General features: G+C 61.1%; 12 protein-coding genes and 1 pseudogene. 6 read left to right on the forward strand and 7 right to left on the reverse strand.

The genetic code is table 11. From position 1 onward, the window contains the following. Positions 1-261 precede the first annotated feature (261 nt). A complete protein-coding gene (locus tag ACP3TA_RS19010) occupies positions 262-2,328 on the forward strand; it encodes a carbon starvation CstA family protein (protein WP_046687146.1) in 2,067 nt (688 codons plus the stop codon). Positions 2,329-2,412: 84 nt separating this feature from the next. On the opposite strand, the pseudogene ACP3TA_RS19015 reads toward ACP3TA_RS19010, so the two are convergent. The 4 genes and pseudogenes from ACP3TA_RS19015 to ACP3TA_RS19030 form a co-directional block, all read right to left on the reverse strand. Continuing rightward, positions 2,413-2,865: pseudogene (locus ACP3TA_RS19015) on the reverse strand (hypothetical protein); the annotation flags it as partial. Between the two features lie 56 nt (positions 2,866-2,921). Further along, positions 2,922-3,224 (reverse strand): hypothetical protein, encoded by a 303-nt coding sequence (locus ACP3TA_RS19020; protein ID WP_033640149.1) that lies wholly within the window; start codon positions 3,222-3,224, stop codon positions 2,922-2,924. Next, a complete protein-coding gene (locus ACP3TA_RS19025) occupies positions 3,211-13,815 on the reverse strand; it encodes a hemagglutinin repeat-containing protein (RefSeq protein ID WP_426784401.1) in 10,605 nt (3,534 codons plus the stop codon). Before ACP3TA_RS19025 ends, ACP3TA_RS19020 begins: the two co-directional genes overlap by 14 nt. A 67-nt stretch (positions 13,816-13,882) precedes the next feature. Continuing rightward, on the reverse strand, positions 13,883-15,487 hold the full coding sequence (locus ACP3TA_RS19030; RefSeq protein WP_226772910.1) for a ShlB/FhaC/HecB family hemolysin secretion/activation protein: 1,605 nt from the start codon (positions 15,485-15,487) through the stop codon (positions 13,883-13,885). 203 nt (positions 15,488-15,690) lie between these two features. Between ACP3TA_RS19030 and ACP3TA_RS19035 the strand changes: the two genes are divergently transcribed. Next, positions 15,691-15,846, forward strand: coding sequence for a hypothetical protein (locus tag ACP3TA_RS19035; protein ID WP_172448688.1), 156 nt, complete (start codon positions 15,691-15,693; stop codon positions 15,844-15,846). Positions 15,847-15,861: 15 nt separating this feature from the next. Here ACP3TA_RS19035 and fsa read toward each other — a convergent pair whose 3' ends face one another. Continuing rightward, positions 15,862-16,527: a fructose-6-phosphate aldolase gene (fsa, locus tag ACP3TA_RS19040; protein ID WP_047026015.1), complete on the reverse strand. Its 666-nt coding sequence runs from the start codon at positions 16,525-16,527 to the stop codon at positions 15,862-15,864. 149 nt (positions 16,528-16,676) lie between these two features. Between fsa and ACP3TA_RS19045 the strand changes: the two genes are divergently transcribed. From ACP3TA_RS19045 to osmB, 4 genes are all read left to right on the forward strand, one after another. Beyond that, the gene (locus tag ACP3TA_RS19045) at positions 16,677-17,576 is read left to right on the forward strand and encodes a glycyl-radical enzyme activating protein (protein ID WP_426784402.1); all 900 of its coding nucleotides are present in this window, start codon (positions 16,677-16,679) and stop codon (positions 17,574-17,576) included. 4 nt (positions 17,577-17,580) lie between these two features. Continuing rightward, entirely contained in the window at positions 17,581-20,013 is a 2,433-nt protein-coding gene (locus ACP3TA_RS19050) for a formate C-acetyltransferase/glycerol dehydratase family glycyl radical enzyme (protein WP_046687151.1), read from the forward strand. 50 nt (positions 20,014-20,063) lie between these two features. Beyond that, positions 20,064-20,810 carry a DNA-binding transcriptional regulator YciT gene (locus ACP3TA_RS19055; RefSeq protein WP_004930631.1) on the forward strand — a complete coding sequence of 249 codons (747 nt, stop codon included), beginning with the start codon at positions 20,064-20,066 and terminating at the stop codon, positions 20,808-20,810. Positions 20,811-21,067: 257 nt separating this feature from the next. Continuing rightward, positions 21,068-21,286: an osmotically-inducible lipoprotein OsmB gene (gene osmB, locus ACP3TA_RS19060; RefSeq protein WP_004930634.1), complete on the forward strand. Its 219-nt coding sequence runs from the start codon at positions 21,068-21,070 to the stop codon at positions 21,284-21,286. 188 nt (positions 21,287-21,474) lie between these two features. Here osmB and yciH read toward each other — a convergent pair whose 3' ends face one another. Together yciH and pyrF are read right to left on the reverse strand one after the other, a co-directional pair. Continuing rightward, positions 21,475-21,801, reverse strand: coding sequence for a stress response translation initiation inhibitor YciH (gene yciH / locus ACP3TA_RS19065; RefSeq protein WP_004930637.1), 327 nt, complete (start codon positions 21,799-21,801; stop codon positions 21,475-21,477). 10 nt (positions 21,802-21,811) lie between these two features. Continuing rightward, a complete protein-coding gene (gene pyrF / locus ACP3TA_RS19070) occupies positions 21,812-22,540 on the reverse strand; it encodes an orotidine-5'-phosphate decarboxylase (RefSeq protein WP_206196465.1) in 729 nt (242 codons plus the stop codon). Between the last annotated feature and the right edge of the window lie 181 nt (positions 22,541-22,721).

Below are 22,721 nucleotides of genomic sequence, written 5' to 3' on the forward strand. Positions count from 1 at the left end.
GCCGCCAGACGCCGTGCTCTGATAAAAAACGGCGATGATTCGCTGTATGCGAAGTGAAAGTGCAGAATGAACTTCTGCCGGGAAGCGCATGGGCCGCAGCCTGCGCCAGCGGTGTTTCATCACGTTGTTTTTACACTAAAACCCCACCTGCTTCACATTTCTCATCCGACCTGCCACGGTTCGGCGGCAAAACTTCTACTGTTAAAACGTCATTCCTAATAACAACGTCGATTTTACCTCTGCACGCCAAGGAGTTATTTCATGAGAAACATCAGGTCCGGACTTATCTGGCTGCTGGTGGCGTTGGTCGGCGCCTTCGCCTTCGCCATGCTGGCGCTCAGCCGCGGCGAGCACGTCAACGCCGTCTGGCTGGTGGTCGCCGCCGTCGCCTGCTACAGCATCGCCTACCGCTTCTACAGCCGGTTCATCGCCGACAAGGTCTTTGAACTGGATGACCGCCGTCTGACCCCGGCCGAACGCCACAACGACGGCCTGGACTACGTGCCCACCAACAAATGGGTGCTGTTCGGCCACCACTTCGCCGCCATCGCCGGCGCCGGGCCGCTGGTGGGGCCGATCCTGGCCGCGCAGATGGGCTTCCTGCCGGGAACCATCTGGATCCTGGTCGGCGTTATGTTGGCCGGCGCGGTGCAGGATTTTCTGGTGCTGTTCATCTCCACGCGCCGCGACGGGCGTTCACTGGGGGAAATGGCCAAGCAAGAGCTGGGGGCGTTCGCCGGGGTGATCACCATGCTCGGCGCGCTGGGGGTGATGATCATCATCCTGTCGGCGCTGGCGTTGGTGGTGGTGAAAGCGTTGGCCGACAGCCCGTGGGGGCTGTTCACCATCGCCGCCACCATCCCGATCGCCCTGTTCATGGGCATCTACATGCGCTTTATCCGGCCGGGCAAGATCGCTGAAATTTCGGTGATTGGCTTCGTGCTGATGCTGCTGGCGATCGTTTACGGCGGCAACGTGGCGCAAGATCCCTATTGGGGGCCGTTCTTCACGCTGCACGGCACCACCCTGACCTGGGTGCTGGTGATCTACGGCTTCGTCGCCTCGGTGCTGCCGGTGTGGCTGCTGCTGGCGCCGCGCGATTACCTTTCCACCTTTATGAAAATCGGCGTCATCATCGGCCTGGCCATCGGCATCGTCTTCGCCATGCCGGAGATGAAAATGCCGGCGGTCTCGCGCTTTATCGACGGCAGCGGCCCGGTGTTCGCCGGCGCCCTGTTCCCGTTCCTGTTCATCACCATCGCCTGCGGCGCCATTTCCGGCTTCCACGCGCTGGTCTCCAGCGGCACCACGCCGAAGCTGGTGGAGCGCGAAAGCCACATCCGCTTTATCGGCTACGGCGCCATGCTGATGGAGTCTTTCGTCGCCATCATGGCGCTGATCTGCGCCTCGGTGCTGGATCCGGGCGTCTACTTCGCCATGAACTCACCGGCGGCGCTGATCGGCACCACGGTGGAAAATGCTTCGCAGGTCATTAACAGCTGGGGCTTTATCGTCACGCCGGAGACGCTGGCGCTGATCGCCAAAGAGGTGGGCGAGAACGCCATCCTGTCGCGCGCCGGCGGCGCCCCGACCTTCGCCGTGGGCATGGCGCACATCATCAGTGAGGTGTTCAACAGCCGGGCGATGATGGCGTTTTGGTACCACTTCGCCATTCTGTTCGAAGCGCTGTTCATCCTGACCGCCGTCGACGCCGGCACCCGCGCCTGCCGCTTTATGGTGCAGGATCTGGTGGGCGTGGCGGTGCCGCAGCTGGCCAATAACCGCTCCTGGTTCGGCAACCTGGCGGGCACCACGGTGGCGGTGGCCGGTTGGGGTTTCTTCGTGTATCAGGGCGTGGTCGATCCGCTCGGCGGCATCAATACCCTGTGGCCGCTGTTCGGTATCGGCAACCAGATGCTGGCGTCGATGGCGCTGATCCTCGGCACCGTGGTGCTGTTCAAGATGAAAAAGCAGCGCTACGCCTGGGTGACTATTCTGCCGACCGCCTGGCTGTTCGTGACCTCCATGACCGCCGGCTGGCAGAAGATCTTCCACGAAAAACCGAGCATCGGCTTCCTGGCGCAGGCGAAGAAGTTCTCCACCGGCATCGAGCAAGGCACGATCATTGCGCCGGCCAAATCGTTGAAAGACATGGAAACCATCGTGTTCAGCAACCAGATCAACGCCGCGCTGTGCGGGTTCTTTATGCTGGTGGCGGTGACCATGCTGATCGCCGCCTTCTTCGCGATCCGCCGGGCGCTGCGCGCCGAACAGCCGACGGCGCACGAGGTCGGCGCCGCGCTGAGGGAAGAGGCCGGCCGCAGCTGAGTCTCGCCGTTAGGAGAAACGGCCGGCCTCTCAGCGTACTGTTCAGAGGCCAGCCGTTATTTGTTTGAAGATGTCGCCCCCGAGAATATTGTCTTCACCGACCCGCTTTTTAATTTCCGTCGCCAGGTACGGCGATGCACCGCTCGCCAGCGCGCCCGCCAGGTTATTGCCCGCCAGCGCCGTCAGCGCCCCCGTTACCGCCTGCGCCGCCTTCTGCAGGTCGCTGCCGGTGCCGTATTGCCGCATCGCGTTGTCGTACGCCTGCTTCATCACCGCCGCATCGTTCGTCGGTTTCCCGCTCTTCTCAAGCTGCTCCCTGGCCTGCGCCAGCGCCGCCGGGTCTTTCTGCGCCTTCAGCCCGGCAATCTCACCCTGCGTGCGGATGACGTCCATTGCCTGGCCGCCAATCTCCCCAATCAACTGCGCCTGCTTCAGCCGGTTCTGCTCCTTCTCCTTGTTGAATATCGGGCTGATGCTGCCGTCGTTGGCATGTTCGGTATCCCGGTTTAGCTGCGCCACATCCTGCTGCTGTTTCCCGGTATTGCCCGGAAACAGCTGAGCGGCATCAGTGCCCTAGCAGAGGCTGTTGATATTTACTTCAGCATCTTCATTAGCTCATTCATTAGTTCGGAAGCATCTTCTTTATAGCTTGATTCCCACTGAGTTTTCCAATCTACTGGGCGTCCTTCATCCTCCCATTCTGATAGAGCAAGTGCATTGATGATTTCCAGTTCAAACCAGATTCTCAGGTAATTATCTCTGCTTTTTTCATCCTCAAATAACTCATTTAATTGAGCCAAATCCTCTGCATAGCTTACGAACTTAGCAAAGCTAACAACGTTATTTAGAGAACTAAACGCACACTCACGAATAGCATCCTTCTTATTTGTCGCCATATTTAACCGTTACCACCCTTCCTGATTCGTTCGTTACCACTGACACTTTGCTTTCAGGATCAAAATGGACTGTTGTTCCGCCGCGGCTAGGAGTCGACTTTCCATTTTTAATTGTATTCTCAACAACAGAAGGAGTTATTCCTCGATCCTGCATCCTATCTAAGGCATGACCTGAATACTCTCGGTTTCCGATTGTACTTGGTTGATTCCTGACGGGTTGATAAGATGGATTACTTGGTTGATTCATCGGATTACGCTTGCTTCCCATAGGGATCGTTGCCGATACCTCATCACTGGCCTTATTAATCAACCTGGACGCTTCAGCGACATCCCCCTTCTTCAGCGCCGCCTCTGCCGCCTTGATCGCCTTACCGGCCGCATCACCAGCACCTGGGATAATCCCTATCGCCGCTACCAGATAATCCAGCGCACTCTGCGCTTCCGCAAAGCTCTTGATATCTCCAACCACCGGTACAAAATCGGCACCTGTCGACAGGATATCTTTCAGCTCTTCCCGGCGCTCAGTATACATCTTCACCGAGCACGCTTCCGCGCTCATTCCGGCACAGTTTTGCTGCTTATAGCGCTCATTTTCAGCGTCGACACGCTCTTCGGCTACCTGCTGAGGTGTCTTACCCTGAGATACAGCGTCAACAACATCACTCAGCGCGTTATTCTCAACCGCATTCTTCCCAGCCTGCCCGCCGGTCACCGCTCCCGCAGTATCCCCCGTCGCCAGGCCGCCTGCAAGCCCTGCGGCCAGCTGGCTCAGCGTGCTCACCTGCTGCTTCTCGCTTTCGCTCAGTTGCTGCGCCGTTTTGCCCGGGAACAGCTGGCCGGCAATGTAGCGCGCCGCCAGTTCACCGCCGCCCGCGCCCACCCCGCCTGCCGCAGCTGACTGGTTGTTCAGCTGCGCCGTCACCGCGCCCAGCACCGCGTGCGCCATCGCATTGGCGGCGATGTTATCCTCACCGACCCGTTTCTTGATTTCCGTCGCCAGGTACGGCGATGCACCACTCGCCAGCGCGCCCGCCAGGTTATTGCCCGCCAGCGCCGTCAACGCGCCCGTCACCGCCTGCGCCGCCTTCTGCAGGTCGCTGCCGGTGCCGTATTGCCGCATCGCGTTGTCGTACGCCTGCTTCATCACCGCCGCATCGTTCGTCGGTTTCCCGCTCTTCTCAAGCTGCTCCCTGGCCTGCGCCAGCGCCGCCGGGTCTTTCTGCGCCTTCAGCCCGGCAATCTCACCCTGCGTGCGGATGACGTCCATTGCCTGGCCGCCAATCTCCCCAATCAACTGCGCCTGCTTCAGCCGGTTCTGCTCCTTCTCCTTGTTGAATATCGGGCTGATGCTGCCATCGTTGGCATGTTCGGTATCCCGGTTTAGCTGCACCACATCCTGCTGCTGTTTGTCTTTGTCGCGAACTATCAGCGTCCCCTCACTGACGCCGGCCTTCGTCGTGCCCTCGGCGTGCCCGCTGTTGTTGGCGCCCGACAGCATGCCGCCGGCCATATTGGTCAGCAGGTCTTTGCCCACCGGCCCGCCGGTGCTGAATGAACCGCCGCTGTGCGTCGCGCTGTAGTCCGCCTGGTTGTGAATGTCCTTCCAGCCCAGCGTGCCGGTATCGAGGCGGTTGTTCTCTTTGTCTGCCGTGCTGGCGATGACGGCGCCGTCGAGCTGGGTATGTTCTTTGACCTTGACGTCATACCCGCCTTTGCCCGCAAACAGCCCGGTCTGCTCCTTGACGCTGTCAAAATTACTTTTGAGCTTGTCCTGGTTCGCGCTGATGTAGCCCGAACCGGTCATCGAGCCTAAGGTGAAACTGCCGCCCGCGCTGACATTTTGCTGTTTGGCGTCATAGCGCTCGCTGTCCTGTTCGCTCTGCAGCGTCAGGTCACGGCCCACGTCGACGGTAACCTTTTCGCCGCTGGCCTGCGCGCCGGTAAGCGTGGTGTCTCGGCCGCTGGTCAGGCTGAGATTACTGCCCGCATCCAGGGTGGTTTCGGTATGGGTCAGGCCGTTGCCGTTCTCATGTCCCTTGCCGGCATTGACGCCGGCCGAGACGCTGATGCCATAGCCGCCCGAGCCGGCGCCGATACCGACGCCGACGTTGCCGCCTTTGCTGCTGTTCTTGCCGACGGTGCTTTCGCTGTTCTGCGCCGACTGCAGGGTAATGTCCCGCGCCGCATCCAGTGACAGGTCTTTGCCCGCCTTCAACTGGCTGCCGGTGATGGTGATATCGCCGCTTTGCGCATTGTGGTTCTTGCCGGTCGCCGTTATCGACAGGTTTTGCCCGGCGGTAAGCGTGCTACCCTGCGACTGTCGGCTGTCGGTGCGGGTTTCGCTTTTCGACGACTGACTGCCGTAGGAGGCGCTGATGCCCACCGTATTGGTGGCGCCTTTCCCCGCCTCTGTGTTGAGCTTGTCGAGTTCAACGGCTTGCGCCGCCTGCACGCCGGAAAGCGCCGCCTTGGTGTTTTGCAGCGCGGTCAGGCGCCCGTCGCCTTCTTTTCTTGCCTGTTGCGCCGAGCTGACGGCGGTGTTGAGCGCGCCGCCCGCGGTGCCCGACAACGCCACGCTCAGGCCGCTCTGCTTTTGCTCGAAGGTTTCTTTGCGCGTGCGCCGATCGTAGCCGGGGTCGATAGTCACGCTGTCGCCGGTTAACGCCAGGTCCTTGCCCGCCACCAGGTCGGCGCCGCCAATGTGCAGTTGGTTGCCCGCCGTGATGTTGACGCTGCCCTGGCTGCTGCCGACGGTGCTGACGCTTTGGCTCTGGGTCGTGGCTTTCTCGTCGACTTCGTGTTTGCTCGACTGTTTGCCAATCGTGAAACCGATGCCGCCGCTTCCCAGCAGGCCGCTCTTTTTCTTCTCTTCCAGCAGGTAATGCGTGTCGGTCTCGGTGGCCGCACCGATATCGATATTACGGCCGGCCTGCAGGTTCACGTCCCGATCAGCGGCAATGGCCGAGCCGGTGACCGTCAGATCGTTGCCTGCGCTGACACTGACGCTGTTACCACTCAGCAGTGTACCGTTCTCGCGCGTGGTTCGGTCGTCGGTCACAGTGTGGCTGCTGCTCTTGTTCAGGAAGCCTTTTTTCTCGGAACGTTCCTCGCTGTAGCGCGACTCGCGCTCGGTGGCCGTATTGAGGGTGACATCCTTTTTTGCCTGCAGGGCGATGGCACCCTGGTCACTGTGCAGGGTGCTGCCGGTGACCGTGACATCGCCCTCACGCCCGATAACCGTGACGCCCTGCTGATCGCTGAAGATGCTGCCGGTGCTGATTTCGCGCTCGGTTTGTTCGATGCGATGGCTTTTGGTTTTGCCCTCGCGTTTGTTTTCGCTGTCCAGATCTTGCGTGCGGCTGCGCGCGTCTTTAATGGTCACGTCTTGCGCGCTGGCGCCAATACGCCCCTCTTTGCTCTCAATCTGCGCGCCTTCCGCCAGCAGTTGGTTACCCGCCACCAGAGTGACGCCCTGATCACCGCCGAGTGCGCTTAATGTCAGGCTCTCTTCCTGGCGGTCGTTGCTTACCGAGGAAGTCCGGCTGTTGGCATCCAGGTGTGTGGTATTGGTGGTGCTTTCGGCCTTGATGTTGATATCGCCGCCGGCCTGCACGCGGGTGCTGCCGCCGGCCTTGGCCTGGCTGCCCATGAACGTGACGTCTCGCCCAGCATTGAGCGTGAGGTTGCCGCCGGCGTTAAGCTCACTCCCCTGAGCCTGTTGCCATTCGCCGCTGACGTGCGCCATCCGGGAGCCTGCCGCTTCCGTGCCGCCGCGGGTACGGTTGCCCATAGAGCCCGAGATAACCTCAAGGTCGGCGGTATGGTTGCTTTTGGCGGCGGTGATGGTCAGGTTGTTGCGCGCGCTCAGGTTGAGCGTATCGGTCGCATCGAGCTTTGCCCCCGTGAGCGTGATATCGGTGCCGCGCAGGCGAATGTCGCCGGCGCTTAGGGTTGCCTGACGCAACGCATCCTGCAGATTGGTGCTCAGGGTCAGACTGTCGGCCTGCACGTCAATGCTGCCGGCCTTGATGTCACCGCCCTGATGCAGGAACTGCCCGGCGTCGACCGTCAGGGCTTTGTCGGCAAACAGGTTGCCGGCATTGGTGATGCTGTTGGCCGAGAGTTGCAGATCGCCACCACCAATCACCGCGCCATCGCCGGTCAGGCGCAGCGTGGTCTGTGCCAGGTACACCTTCGGCACCCATACCGTTTGCGGGCCGCCTTCCGTTTGCACCGTCTCGCTCACCAGCCAGACAATATCCTGCTGCAGCGCCGCAATCTGCTCCGGCGTCAGGGCCACGCCCGGCACCAGATGGAAGTCCTGGGCGACTTTACTGCCGTTGTTCATCAACTGCTGATACTGTTCCATCGCATCCCAGCCCTTGACGGACGGTTTGCCGGTCAGCGCCAGCACCTGCTCGCGCACCAGACGCTGCTCGTAAAAGCCGTCCCCCAGGCGCTTATGGGCCTGCGCGGGGTCATACCCTACGCGTTCGAGCATGTAGTCGCTGCTGATAAAGTTGTCGCGGCGGGTAAAGCGTTCATCGGTCACCACCAGGAACGGGCTGCCGGTCGCCGTAGGTTGACTAAACAAGCCGTTATTGGGGATGGCGGTGGCCACATTGCCCAGATGCTGTAACTGCGTCAGCGCCAGCTCAGACGGCAGCAGCGGGCGCCCCAGCGGCGAAGACGGTGTGGCGCCGGGTTGCGTCATCTGTTCGCCCGGTGCCAGCGTCGTATCGCCGTCAGATCGGGCAGCACCCTCTACCGTGAAGGCCAGCGGATTGTGCTCCAGTTCGGCGCGTTCGGCATCCACGGCGTTTAATGCCGCCTGAAGCTGGCTGATTTGTGCCTGATTGACCGTGGTATTGGTGATACGGGCCCCGTTAATGGTGACCGTGCCGTTGCCGGAGATAATCCCATCAACGGTCGCCAGCGCCGTGGTCTCGTCTCGATTGAACGTCGGGTACCAGTGATGCGTGTCCTTGTCATAGTGGTCAACGATCACCGCCTGGCGCCGTTCGTTAACCGAGTAACCTCGGTTGTCTACGCTGCCGCCGCCGTCCTGCGTCAGGTTGCCGTTGGCGGTAATGACGCTGGCGTCATTGAGCAATGCTCCCGTGATGCGCAGCACCATGTTGCCGCCCGCCAGAATACGCGCGCCGATACCTTCAGAGACCAGCCTGTCGCGCGTCAGCGTGCCGCTTTCGGTTCGCTCGCGGAAGTTGTTGTAATCGGTGATGAATGGCGCGCTGTCGATGTCGACATGCTTTTCGGGATCCCAGGTCATCACCTGCGTCCAGTCGTGTTCCCAATGGAAGCCGTTTTGATAAGGCGTCGGGATAGTCGCCAGTTGGTTTCCCCCCCGCGTCTCGTAGAACGTCATCGCATAGCTGCCGTCGGCATTCGGCTTGAGCGCCAGGTAGTTGACCCACAGGTCGGTAAGTGTGCCTTTGTTGTCCTTGACCCGCACCTGCGCGCGCTTGCCCGGCGCATCAATGGCCAGCAGGGTGCCGTAGCGGTTGGTTTGCGCCGCCGCGTCATCCTGGAAGGTCAACTGCTGGGTGGTCGGCGCCAGGGTACTTTTGTCGGGGTTGACCTTTGAGCCGTAGGAGCGCCAGTAATAGTTGTAGCGGTGCCATTTGTAGTCACTTTTTTCCGCCTCTCGCTCAATCACGAGCCCTTCACGCAGGTTGTTCAAGCGACGGGCCTCAATGGTGGCGTCCCCGTCCGCTTCGATAAAGCTCGCCCGGTTATCTATCAGGTCGTCGCTGTGCAGGTGCAGGCGGTCGGCGCTGTAAATCAGGGCGCCATCCCGGTTGGTCAGTCGCTCACCGGCCTGCACCGTCAGGCTTTGGGTCGCCGCCATCACCGCAGGCTGACCATGGTTGTCGATGACGCGCCCGCGCACGGTGATAGCGTCCCCCATCAGCGCCGCCGTGTTGTCCAGGGTATCGACGTTCAGCGTCATGCTGTCCGCTTCAATACGCCCGGTGTTTTGCAACGCCCCGGTCGTCAGCTGCAGCGTTTTGCCTACCAGAGACGCCGGATTAGTGATACTGGCCGCATTGAGCACCAGATTGCCCGGCAGCAACCAGTCCGCCAGGTTGGTAAAGGCGCCGCTCAGGGAGAACGTCACCGTGCCGTTACTACTGATCGTTTCGCCGGTCTGATGGGTGTAGTCCTGCTGTGCGGACAGCGTCAACGCCTGCAGCCCCAGCAGGGTACCATTCTGATTATTCAGGGCACGCGCATGCAAGGTAAGTTGCCCTGAGCTCTCCACGCGGCCGCCCTGGTTAAGCAGCGCCAGCGGCGAGTCGGTACGGGAGAGGGCAGCGTTGATATCGAGATTGCCGTCGGCCAGGATGCGTCCCTGACGGTTGTCCAACTGCGTGACACCCGAGAGGGTCATCTGCCCGCTGCTCTGCAGGCGGCCTGCGGTATTGTCAATGTCACGGGCGGTGATGTCGGTACGCGTGGTACCCAGTATCAGCCCGCCGTCTCGGTTGTTCAGGCGATCGGTCAGCAGTTTGATTGCCCCCTGGCTGCTGAGCGTGCCCTGACCGCTGTTATCGAGTGCTTCGGCCTTGAGCGTCAGGCCCTGGGTCGACACCAGTTGTCCACCCTGGTTGTTGACCTGTGCCCCCTCAAGGGTGAGCGCGTCGCCGCTGTGTAACTTGCCTTGTTGATTGTTAAGCCGGTCGAGTCGGTAGATGCCCGTGCCCTGACTGATGAGCGTGCCGCCGTCGTTGTTCAGCTGCTTTGATGTCACCGTGATGCCGCCACGGCTGCTGAATACGCCGCGCGTATTATTGATACCGGCGGCCGACACCTCTTGACCACCATTGCTGCGCACTGCACCGCCGGTATTTTCCAGCAAGCCAAAAATGCGCAGTGTCACCTGTTGCTGGCCGTCTATCGTCCCGCCGGCGTTATTCAGCGCTTGTGCGTCAAGTTGAAGCGCCTCACCACTCTGCATTTTCCCATCGCGGTTGTTCAGCGCATCGCTCAGCATAAGGCGTTGTTGTTTCTGGCTGTAGAGCAGCCCGCCCTGCGTATTGTCGAGCGAACGGGCGGCGATACTCAGCCCCTCGCCGGCCAGCCACTGACCGCCAGCGTTATTGACGGCGCCGGCGTGTTCGCCGTCTTTGGCACCCGTAACAGCAAGCTGCCCCTGCGCCAAAACCTTGCCGTTGCGATTATCGATATCCTGCTTGATGCGCAGCGCCAGGTCGTGTGCCGACTGTAGTACACCTTTAGCGTTACCCAGCCAGTCAGCCGCAAGCTGTGCGGCCTGCAGGCTCTGTACGCTACCTTCCGTATTGTCAAAACCGCCGCTGTTCGCCTGCCAGCCGCCCTGACTGCCCATCCAGCCCCGGGCGTTGAAAATGTCCTGCGCCTGCAGCATTTGAGACGACTGACTAAAAATCCGCCCCTGGCCGTTATCCAGCTTGCCGGTGAACTGCATGTCCAGGCTGCCCAGCGCGTTGATTGCACCCAGGGCATTGCGCAGACTGGCGGCGCGCACCTCGGTGCGCCCATTGCCGGTAAACGTGCCGCCCCGATTGTCCCAGTCGCCGGTCAGGTTCAAGAAAAGCACCTGCCCACCGAGCACCACACCGGCGGCGCGGTTGGTCAACTGCCCTCCCAGCAGAGACAGATCGCCGCCGCTCTGCAACGAGCCGCTATCATTATCGAACAGGCTGGTCGCACCGCCGTTAACAGCAAGGGCCTGCTGCGCGGTCAGTATACCGGTGCGATTGAGGATATTGCCTGCGGCGTCAAGTGTCAGGTCACCGCCGGACTGCAGATGCCCGCCAGTATTGTCGAGCGACTGCGCGCTGGCGGTGACCTGCCGGCCGCCTTGTGCGGTGCCGCCCTGATTGTCCCAGTCGCCATCGGTCTTGACGGTGAGTCTATTGCCGCCTTCAAGCCAGCCGGCGGTGTTGCTCAGCCCTTGCTTCGCCGTCAGATCCGCATCCTGCCTGGCGACTACCTTGCCCTGAGCGTTATCGAGGCGCTGCGCCGCCAGTGTGAGTGACTCGCCGCTGATTTCGCCCTCGCGGTTCACCAACTCAGCCGCACTGTTCAACACCAGTTGTTGCCCGCCCAGCAGTTTGCCGGCCTCGTTGCGCACGCTCCCTGCCGCTATGTGGGTTTGCCCGCTCCCCGATATCGTGCCACGGCGGTTATTCAACTTACCGTCGGTGCGCAGGGTCAACGTCTGCCCGGCGCCCAGCACCCCCTGCGTATTGTCCACCCCCTGGCGGGCATGCAGGTCAAGCTGCGCTTGGCCAATCACCTTGCCCTGCGTGTTGTCGAGGCGAGCAGACTTCACCGTCAGCACCGCGGCGCTAATTTCGCCGTCGCGGTTGCTGGTGTTACCCGAGGTGGTCAGGGTTGATGCCTGGCCTGACAGCAGCTTGCCGCCGTCGTTGTTGAGGTTCGTTGCCGTTGCCGTGACGGCCGTTTCGCCTTGCGCCGTACCCCCGCGGTTGTCCCAGTCGCCGGTATGGATATCCAACGCCTTGCCGGCACCAATGAGGCCGCGTTGATTATCCAGGCGGCTGGATGTCAGATCGAGATTGCCCTGACCGATGACCTGTCCCTGCGTGTTATCCAACCGCTGCGCCACCAGACGTACGTCATCACCGCTCAGGGTTCCGGACGCGTTATTCAGATCGCTGCCCGCCTCAAGCGTCAGGCCGTTCCCAGCCAGCAGGTTGCCCCCGGCATTATTCACCGCGCCATTAGCATGGAGCGTGAGCCCCGACTGGGTTTTTAACGTGCCCCCCTGATTATCGAGGCGCCCGGCATCGAGACGCAGGTCGCCGTTACTGCCCAGCGTCCCGCCGGTATTGTCGAGCAGGCCGCCGACCTGCCAGTGCTGCGCCGCGCTCCCCAGCGCCACCAGGCGGCCTCGCTGATTGACTAACTGGCTGGCCGAAAGCCGGAGGTTCTGCGCCTCGATGGCACCGTCACTGTTATCCAATGAGCCCGCTAGGGTAAAACGGCTCTCACCATCACCGGTCTGTGACCAGGTCGCCTGTTGGTTGAACAGATTGTCAGCATCTACCGTCCAGCGCCCAGCCTTGACTTTGGCCTGCTGTGCATCCACATTTTCCGTCGTACTCACGGCCAGCTCACCGCTGTCAACGGTGGACTGGCGCAAGGCAACGCCGCCGTCACGTGCCGTCAGCGCGGTACGACCAGTCGCAACCTGTGCGCCGCTGATATCCACCCGGCGTCCGGACACGTTGACGCTCTTTTTACTGAGCAGACCGCCACTGGCGCGGATATCGCCCTGGCTATCGAGCTGCAGATTGGCATCCTGGACCAGCGTGCTGTCGGCATTGCTGCCCGCCAGCAGGTGGCCGCTGCTCTGGATGCCACGCGCGGCGTTCAGGTGCACATCCCCGGCCGCCGCCAGCGTACCGGACTGCGTCAACATTCCCTCGCGACTCTGCGCGGCCAGTTGGCTACCGCTGTACACTTTGCCGTGCGTCTCGATGTCGCCTTTTGCCGCCAGCTGAATATCGCCGTTGGCCTGCGTGGCCGCATCCGGCGCATCAGAGCGCCAGCTGAGCTTGCCTTCGCTGCTGACGGTGAGCGTTTTGCCTGCCTGAACTTGCCCGTTCTGGTTGCGCACGCCAACGCCGGCCTCAGTGCCAATCATGCGGATACTGCCGCTGTACATGCCGCCCATCTGCCCCATGTCGATGGCAAGCTCTGGTCTGGTACTGCCGTCGTCTGAAAGCGGTGTCGCGGTTTTACCGTCCGCACTCACGCGGTTACGACCGGCCACCACCGACATGCCTTCTTTAGCCCAGACGCCGGCGTTGACCTCCACCGCGCGCGCCAGAATATCGACGTACTCGGTATCATGACGGGTATCCCCGTTAAGTCCGCCACCCTCGATGCGCACCACGCCGCGCTCAACCAGGTAACCCGCCAAGCTGCCATCGGCGTTCAGTTGCGGTTTACCGGTGGTCAGCGTCATGCGCCCGGCGTTGATGGTGCCGCAGCCGTTGCAGACAATGCCGGCGGGATTGGCCACAATCACCTGCGCCTTGCCGCCGGCCACTTCCATAAAACCGCGCAGCTGGCTGGGATTGTTGCTGTTGACTTCGTTGAGGATGACGCGCGCCGGCGCGGAATTGGGATTGAGGTTAGGGTTACCCTGGATCATCCCGGCCATCTGGGTCGAGGTCATCACCGCCGAGTTGTTGAGGATGGCGCCTTTGGCGTCGACATCGAACTGCTGGTACTGGTTGTGCGACACGCCGGCCTGGTTGGGGGCTGTGATGTTGACCTGCGGCAAGCCGTTCTGGGTATTGATGACCTCCGGCCGCTGGGAAGGATTGGCAGCGCCGTCCGCGACAATGCCGTCTGCCATGACGGGGCTGGCGAACATGAGCAGCCCCAGCAGCCACACTGACCGACGCACGGTGACCCACAGACGACTCCCAGTCGTTATTCCTGAACCGATGCGCTGCCCCGGTTCGCTGCTGCAACTGCGAGCCAGTTCGGACACCACCCGCAGCTCCCCGTGGGTGCGGCTGAAGATAAGGCGATAGCAATGTTTGTTCATGGGTCACATCCGTGAGAAAAGTCAGTCCGTTCAGGTCAGCGCAGCAACGCTGCCGGTATCGCGATGTTCAAATTTCCAGATTTACGCTAAAACCCGCGGTCGCACCGGAGGTATGGAACCCTGCTGGCTTGTACAGCGGCACGCCAGCAAACAGGTCATAGCTGAATCGCCCCCACAGCGCGCCGCGCACACCAAGCGCACTGCCCGCCAACTGATGACCCACCAGGTAGCGGGTGCCCGGGCCGTCAACCCGGCCGTAGTCGGCAGCCAGGTACAGTTCGTGCCCGCGAGAAAACACATTCCAGGCGATTTCATTGCGCCACAGCAGGCCCTTTTCGCCAGACAGCATCTGTTCGCCGTCAAAGCCACGCACCGTGTAACGCCCGCCAATGGCCATCCGCTCCTGCGGCGTCAGCGCATTCGGACTCCACTGGCCCCGTACGCTGGTATAAAACCGCCAGGGCTGCCCACCCCAGGAAAATGGCTGATTGATGCCCAGGTCTCCGAGCAAAATGCCGGTACGCGCACTGCCTTCGTGACGCGATTCTTCCGGCGCAGGCAGGGCATTGAATGCGCCGGTGCCGCGGCGCCAGTTGATATTGGCGTCCAGCGTAGTGGTACCGAAATAGCTGCGCTGATTCAGCCCCAGCTCCCAGCCGGCGGTCCGACGTTTTTGCGACGCAATATCAACGTCGTCCACGGCGTTAGTGGAATGTTTGCGGTAGCCGCGCAGGTTGAGCGTGGTCTTGTGTGACTGGTCGCGGTAGAGCAATCGGGAGACGGTCAACTGAATGTTGTCGCTCTTGCCGCTATAGCGCAGCACCTCGTTGGCGTTGGGGATGTTCTGATGGTAGGTGTAGTCGTTGTAGTTGGCTGAGAAGGCCCAATACCCCACCGGGAAGAAGTAATTCAGCGTATGTGAACGGTTGCCGAACGGCCCGTGCTGAAACACATCCTTGCCGATGTTGGCGTAGAAAAGGTCGTTTTGCGCAAACGGCGCATCGAGTGCAAGGGTTGCCGAACCGAGATAGCGCCCGGTACTTTTGGAGCCGCTGTCGTCCAGCCCCAGACTGAGCCGCACCGGCCGCCCCTCGTGCCAGTTGACCTGCAGGTCACTGGTAGCCTCCTGGGCGCCAGGCACGATTTTTATGTCGGCATTGGCGCTGGGCACTCGTCTGAAGTTCTCCAGCCCCTGTTCGATATCACGCAGGTTGAGGATATCGCCGCGCGAGGCCGGAATAGCGTTCCACAGCCGTCCCCGCCAGGAGACCGGCTCCTCAAAGCGAATGTCACCAATACGCCCCGGTTGTAGCGTGAGCGTCAACACGCCGCTGGTCAGGTCCTGCTCCTGCGCCATCACCCGCGTGGTGACATAGCCTTTGGCCAGGATGGCGTTCTGTACTTTATTGATGGCAAGCACTATGCCCTGGCTACCCAGACAGCGGCCTCTGGCATCTGCTGCGGCGTCCAGCGCCCACTGAAAGCGGCCGGCCGCTTCCCCGACCAACGTTAGCCGATTGATGGTGAAGCAGGGGGACTCATTGACCGGATAATCCGGCAACACGGCCTCGGGGCGGGAAAGACGCGCATCGGCCTGCGGGGCATTTTGCTGTTGCAGGGCGCGCTCGCGCGCCTGCTGGCGCTGCTGCTCGCGGGCATCAATGGACGCCATACCATCGCTGGTAGCCGCCGAAGCGGAAAACAGGGGTACAACGCCTATCAATAATCCCGACAACCCACAGCGGATAGAATAGAGTAAAGCACGAGCATTATCTGAGCGCATCCTTGGCTCCTCACTGTTACTTATAGTTATTTATCTAACCAAAATCATAAGTTACGTAAATTAATGTAAATAAACTTACTCTTGAGCGAATTATGAGCTTCGAGGGAGAAAAATCAACAGCTTTATGGCACTGCGGTTCACAAAACCATAAGGGAGACGGCGGCATGAGAAGAATGGCGAAACTGCGGAAGGATGACGCCATGATGCGTCATCCTTTAAAATTAATTGTCGATCGGGAAGAAAATTAACACATCAGGCCGTTATCAGCTCAACAAATTGCTGCCGAACGCCCCTTGCCAATCCTGTTCGAATTTCTCGACCGCGGCCTGCACTGCCGGCGCATTCAGGAACTGCTCCGCGACGTCCACCGGCAGCGTGATGGCCTGGCAGCCCGCCAACAGGCACTCCAGCGCCTGGCGCGGCGTTTTGAAACTGGCGGCCAGCACCTGCGCCGACGGCGCATGCAGGCTCAACAGCTGCTGCAGCTCGTGCACCATTTCGATGCCGTCGCCGCCCTGCGCGTCCACCCGGTTGACGTAAGGCGCCACATATTCCGCCCCGGCCAAGGCCGCCAACAGCCCCTGTGCAGCGCCGTACACCGCGGTGCCCAACGTCGGAATGGACATCGTTTTAAGCTTCTTGATCGCCGCCAGCCCTTCGGCGGTCGCCGGGATTTTCACCACCAGCCCCGGTACCCGCTGGCTGAGCAGCGCCGCCTCCGCCACCATACGTTCCGCATCGGTCGCCATCACCTGTGCAAACAGCTTGCCGGTGCCGCCGAGGGCGTCGCGCAGCGCGGGCAGCACTTCCCAGATCGGCTTGCCTTCCTTCGCCACGATGCTCGGGTTGGTGGTGACGCCGTGCAGCGGCAGAATGCGCGCCAGGCGTTTTACCGCGGTCACATCGGCGGTATCGAGATAAAGCTCCATCACGGACTCCTGTGTCATGTTCTGTGGGCGGATTCAAACTCTGATCATCATAGGGCAAAAACCGCGCTAACTTTTGATCAAAATCAACTCAACTTTCATTCGAAACATCTTTAATGGCGAAAGATACAGCAACGCCAAACGGGTGACTCATGATCTTCAATGTGCAGCGCTACTCGACCCATGACGGCCCGGGCATCCGCAGCGTGGTCTTTTTAAAAGGCTGCCCGCTGAGCTGCCGGTGGTGTCAGAACCCGGAAAGCCGCTCGCGCCACGCAGACCTGCTGTTTGACGAACGCCTGTGCCTGAGCGGCTGCACGCTGTGCGCCGAGCGTTGTCCGCAAGGGCTGCAACGCACCGACGGGCCGCTGACGCTGCAACGCGAGCTGATTAGCGCAGACGATTATGCCGCCCTGGCCGCCGCCTGCCCGACCGGCGCGCTCAGCCTGTGCGGCAGCCCGATCAACCCCGACGATATCATGGCCGAGGTGATGCGGGATAAGCCTTTCTACCTGCGCAGCGGCGGCGGTTTAACGCTGTCCGGCGGCGAACCCTTTATGCAGCCGGACATCGCGGCGGACCTGCTGCGGCGCGGCTGCGAGGCCGGCATCCACACCGCCGTCGAATCCTGCCTGCACGTCCCATGGCGTTATATCGCCCCTTCGCTGCCGTGGCTGGATCTGCTGCTGGCCGATCTCAAACACACCGACGAAGCGCGCTTCAGAGCCTGGACCGGCGGTTCCGCCCGCCGGGTGATGAGCAATTTTCGTCGGCTGGCGGCGCACGGCGCGCAAATGACCGTACGCGTGCCGCTGATCCCCGATTTCAACGCAGATCGCCGCTCTGTCCGTGCCATCGTCGACTTCGCCGCCGACGAGATCGGCGTGTCGGAGATCCACTTTCTGCCGTACCACACGCTTGGCATCAACAAGTACCACCTGCTCGGCGAATCCTACCGTGCCGCCCGCACGCCACTGGACGCACCCGACCTGCTGGCCTTCGCCGAAGACTATGCCGGCGCCAAGGGCCTGACCGCCATTTTGCGAGGATAACACCATGACCACGTTGGATTTGACTACCCTGAGCGCCCGTATCCAGGCGCATAAGAATGCGCTGATTCACATCGTCAAACCGCCGGTGTGCACCGAACGCGCGCAGCACTATACCGAGGCCTATCAGCAGCATCAGGACAAGCCGCTGCCGGTGCGCCGCGCCCTGGCGTTGGCCAACCATCTGGCGAAACGCAGCATCTGGATCGCCAACGACGAGCTGATCGTCGGCAACCAGGCCAGCGAGCTGCGCGCCGCGCCGATCTTCCCCGAATACACCGTCGGCTGGATAGAAAACGAAATAGACCAGTTGGCCGACCGGCCGGGCGCCGGTTTTTCGGTCAGCGACGAGAACAAGGCAATTTTGCATCGTCTGTGCCCCTGGTGGCGCGGCCAAACGGTGCAGGATCGCTGCTACGGCATGTTTACCGACGAACAAAAGGCGCTGCTGGCCACCGGCATCATCAAGGCCGAGGGCAATATGACCTCCGGGGACGCCCATCTGGCGGTCAACTTCCCGCTGCTGCTGGAGTTAGGCCTCGATGGCCTGCGTGAAAAGGTGAACGCGCGCCGCAGCCGCCTGCGTCTGACCGAGTGGGAAGATCTGCACAAGGCGCAGTTTCTCAACGCTATCGATATTGTGCTGACGGCGCTGAGCGAACACATCTTGCGCTTCGCTCGCCTGGCGCGCGACATGGCGCAAAACGAAGCCCGCGACTGGCGGCGCGCCGAGCTGCTGGCTATCGCAGACAACTGCGACCGGATCGCCCATCGCCCGCCGCAAACCTTCTGGCAGGCGCTGCAGCTGTGCTATTTCATCCAGCTGACGTTGCAGATCGAATCCAACGGCCATTCGGTTTCCTTTGGCCGCCTCGATCAGTATCTCTATCCCTGGTATCGGCGCGACGTGGAGCTGGAGCAAAACCTGGCGCGGGAAGACGCCATCGAGCTGCTGCACAGCTGCTGGCTGAAGCTGCTGGAGGTCAACAAGATCCGCTCCGGCTCGCACTCCAAGGCCTCCGCCGGCAGCCCGCTGTACCAGAACGTTACCATCGGCGGGCAAAAACTGATCGACGGCCGGCCGTGTGACGCGGTCAATCCGCTGTCCTACGCCATTCTCGAATCCTGCGGCCGCCTGCGTTCCACCCAGCCCAACCTCAGCGTGCGTTACCACGCCGGGATGAGCGCCGGTTTCCTCGACGCCTGCGTACAGGTGATCCGCTGCGGCTTCGGCATGCCGGCATTCAACAACGACGAAATCGTCATTCCCGAGTTCATCAAGCTGGGGGTCGAACCGCAGGACGCTTACGACTACGCCGCCATCGGCTGTATCGAGACCGCCGTCGGCGGCAAATGGGGCTATCGCTGCACCGGCATGAGCTTCATCAACTTCGCCCGCGTGCTGCTGGCGGCGCTGGAACAAGGCCGCGACGCCACGTCCGGGCAGATTTTCCTGCCGCAGGAACAGGCGCTGTCCAAAGGAAACTTCGCCGATTTCGAGCAAGTCTTAACCGCCTGGGATCGGCAAATCCGCTACTACACGCGCAAGTCGATCGAGATCGAGTGCGTGGTAGACAGCGTGCTGGAGGAGAACGCCCACGATATCCTCTGCTCAGCGCTGGTGGATGACTGCATTGAACGCGGCAAAAGCATCAAACAAGGCGGCGCCAAATACGATTGGGTTTCCGGCCTGCAGGTCGGCATCGCCAACCTGGGCAACAGCCTGGCGGCGGTGCGCAAACTGGTGTTCGACCAAGGGGCGATCGGCCAGCAGCAGCTGGCGACGGCGCTGGCCGAAGACTTCGCCGGGCTGGATGGCGAACAGCTGCGCCAGCGGCTACTCAACGCCGCGCCCAAATACGGCAACGACGTGGACGACGTCGATCGGCTGCTGGTGCGAGCCTATCAAACCTACATCGAGGAACTGAAGCAGTACCGCAACACCCGCTTCGGCCGCGGACCGATCGGCGGCGGCTACTACGCTGGCACCTCGTCGATTTCGGCCAACGTGCCCTTCGGCGCCGCCACCCTGGCCACGCCGGATGGGCGCAAGGCGCACCAGCCTCTGGCGGAAGGCGCCAGTCCGGCGTCTGGTACGGACCACCTGGGGCCAACGGCGGTGTTCAATTCGCTCGCCAAGTTGCCGACCGAGGCGATCCTCGGCGGCGTGTTGCTCAATCAAAAGCTGAATCCAGCGACGCTGGACAACCCGCGCGATCGGGAAAAGCTGATGCTGATGTTGCGCACCTTCTTCGAGAGCTATCGCGGCTGGCATGTGCAGTACAACATCGTGTCGCGCGAAACGCTGCTGGCGGCGAAGCAACACCCTGACCAATATCGTGATTTAGTGGTTCGCGTAGCTGGCTATTCCGCCTTCTTTACCGCATTATCCCCTGAGGCGCAGGATGATATTATTGCGCGCACAGAACATACTCTTTAAACCTTTGACTCTTAGTGGCCGCGCCTTGGCGGCCGCATCATCAGGCCGATATGAATTTACGACAACAGACCATATTGCAGTTGGTTAACGATCGCCGGCGGATCAGCGTCAATGAGCTGGCGCGCGCCTCGGGCGTCTCGGAAGTCACCATCCGGCAGGATCTCAACCTGCTGGAAAAACGCAGTTATCTGAAACGGGTACACGGTTCCGCCGTGGCGTTGGAGAGCGACGACGTCGACGCTCGCATGATGTCCAATTTCACCCTCAAACAACGATTGGCACAGTACGCCGCGGCGCAGGTCAACGACGGCGAGACGATCTTTATCGAAAGCGGCAGCGCCAATGCCCTGCTGGCGCGCTACATCGCCGAACGCAAACGCATTACGCTGATCACCGTCAGCCACTACATCGCCAACCTGCTCAAAGAAACCGACTGCGACGTGATTGTGTTGGGCGGCATGTACCAGAAGAAAAGCGAGACCGTGGTCGGCCCGCTCACACGGCTGTGCATTCAGCAGGTGCATTTCAACAAAGCGTTTATCGGCATTGACGGCTTTCAGGCCGAAACCGGCTTTACCGGCCGCGACATGATGCGCGCCGATGTGGTCAGCGCGGTGCTGGCCAAGGGCGTGGAGAATATCGTGCTGACGGATTCCAGCAAATTCGGCCAGATCCAGCCTAACCCGCTGGCGCAGCCGGGGCAAATCAGCCGGGTGATCACCGATTCACGTTTGGCGCTGGAGTATCAGCATCAGCTGAAACGTCAGGGCGTACAGGTGGAGCTGGTCAACGAATAACGCGCCGCGCGGGCCACGCCGCCCGCCGTTTCCCTTGCGCAGCGGGATTTTAAGACTATTTACCTGTTTATCCTTCCCGAGAAACCTATACTCAGCTTCGGTAACTTTTGGGCCGTAACTCGCTAATTATTCGGCCGTTAACAAAAATGCCATTTTTTATATCGATACCGCATGGGAATCAACAGCAGGCCTGATTTATGGTTAACGCCTATACTTATAGGGCACTTCCATATAGCCAATGCTAAGGAGAAGTCATTATGATGATTATCAATAAACGTTTCGCCACCGCCGCTCTGGCTCTGACTCTGGCGTTTTCACTGAGCGCCTGTTCCAACATGTCCAAACGCGATCGCAACACCGCTATCGGCGCCGGCGCCGGTGCAGTCGGCGGCGCAGTGCTGACCAACGGCAGCGCTTTGGGCACGCTGGGTGGGGCTGCGGTGGGCGGCATCATCGGTCACCAGGTTGGCAAATAACCTGCCCGATGCTCCTCCGCCGACGGGCGGGCAAAAGCGCCTCGGCGCTTTGACGTATTAACCAATAACGATGATTTCAGGTCTGTTTTACTTTAAGTCTATGGTTCTTTCGCCGTTAACGGGCTAACCCCCGGCAGCAACAACCTCTAGCCATGCCGCAGCATTGCACTGCGGCATGGCGATTCGCCTCAACCGCCCGCCAGTTTGACCTTCATGCCTTTGGCTTCCAGCAGCTGTTTGAGCAGATCGCGTTTATCGCCCTGGATCTCGATGACTCCCTCTTTCACCGAGCCGCCGCAGCCGCATTTCTTTTTCAGTTCGGCCGCCAGTTTGTCGAGCGCGGCATCATCCAGATCGACGCCGGTAATCAGGCACACGCCCTTCCCCTTGCGGCCGCTGGTCTGGCGCTGGATGCGCACAACGCCATCGCCTTTGGCGCGTTGCGGTTTAACCTCTTCCTGCTTGATGCGACCGGTGTCCGTGGAATACACCAGACGGCTGTTATCGTCATTCATCATCGCTTCCTCAGGCCAAAGAGGCGCGGATCGCGCGCAGCATCGCGGCCGGATCCGCAGATTGGGTGATCGGACGCCCAATCACCATACAGTCCACGCCGGCGGCCTGCGCCTGCACCGGCGTCATAATACGACGCTGATCGCCCGCCGCGCTGCCTTCAGGACGGATCCCCGGCGTCACCAGTTGGAAAGCCTGCCCGCAGGCGGCCTTCAGGCGCTGCGCTTCGTGTGCCGAACATACCACGCCGTCCAGCCCGCAGTCGCGGGTCAGGCGCGCCAGGCGCTCGGCGTGTTCTGCCGGACTGGCCTCGATGCCGATGCCGCGAAGGTCTTCCGCTTCCATGCTGGTCAGCACCGTGACGGCGATCAGCAGCGGCGCATCCGCCCCGTATGACACCAGCGCTTCTTTAGCGGCGGTCATCATGCGCGCGCCGCCGCTGGCATGCACATTGACCATCCAAACGCCCAGCTCGGCCGCTGCGGCTACCGCATGCGCCGTGGTATTGGGAATATCGTGAAATTTCAGGTCAAGAAATACGTCGAAGCCGCGCCCGTGCAGATCGCGCACCAGCTGCGGCCCAAACAGCGTGAACATTTCCTTGCCCACTTTCAGCCGGCAGTCTTGCGGATCGATACGGTCGGCGAACGCCAGCGCAGCGTTCTTATCGGCGTAATCCAACGCCACAACGATTGGAGATGATTTTAAGTCATTGTTATTAGTGTTATTTTCAGACTTCATTTCTTCTACCTTCTGTAAAATGGAGATAATCAGGGACTCACCCGCGAAACTGACCGCCGCATTCTACATGCCAGGGGCCAGAAATCCCAGCCGCAGCGCGCACCGGCGCTCTGTCATGTTACCTTGCGTCTTTGTCATGGCGCGTCAACGTAAGCGCGTCAGCAATAAACCACGCAGCGTA

Origin of the sequence: Serratia sp. 2C06 (assembly GCF_050037615.1) — a bacterium.
In the GTDB taxonomy this organism is placed as follows: Bacteria; Pseudomonadota; Gammaproteobacteria; order Enterobacterales; family Enterobacteriaceae; genus Serratia; species Serratia ureilytica.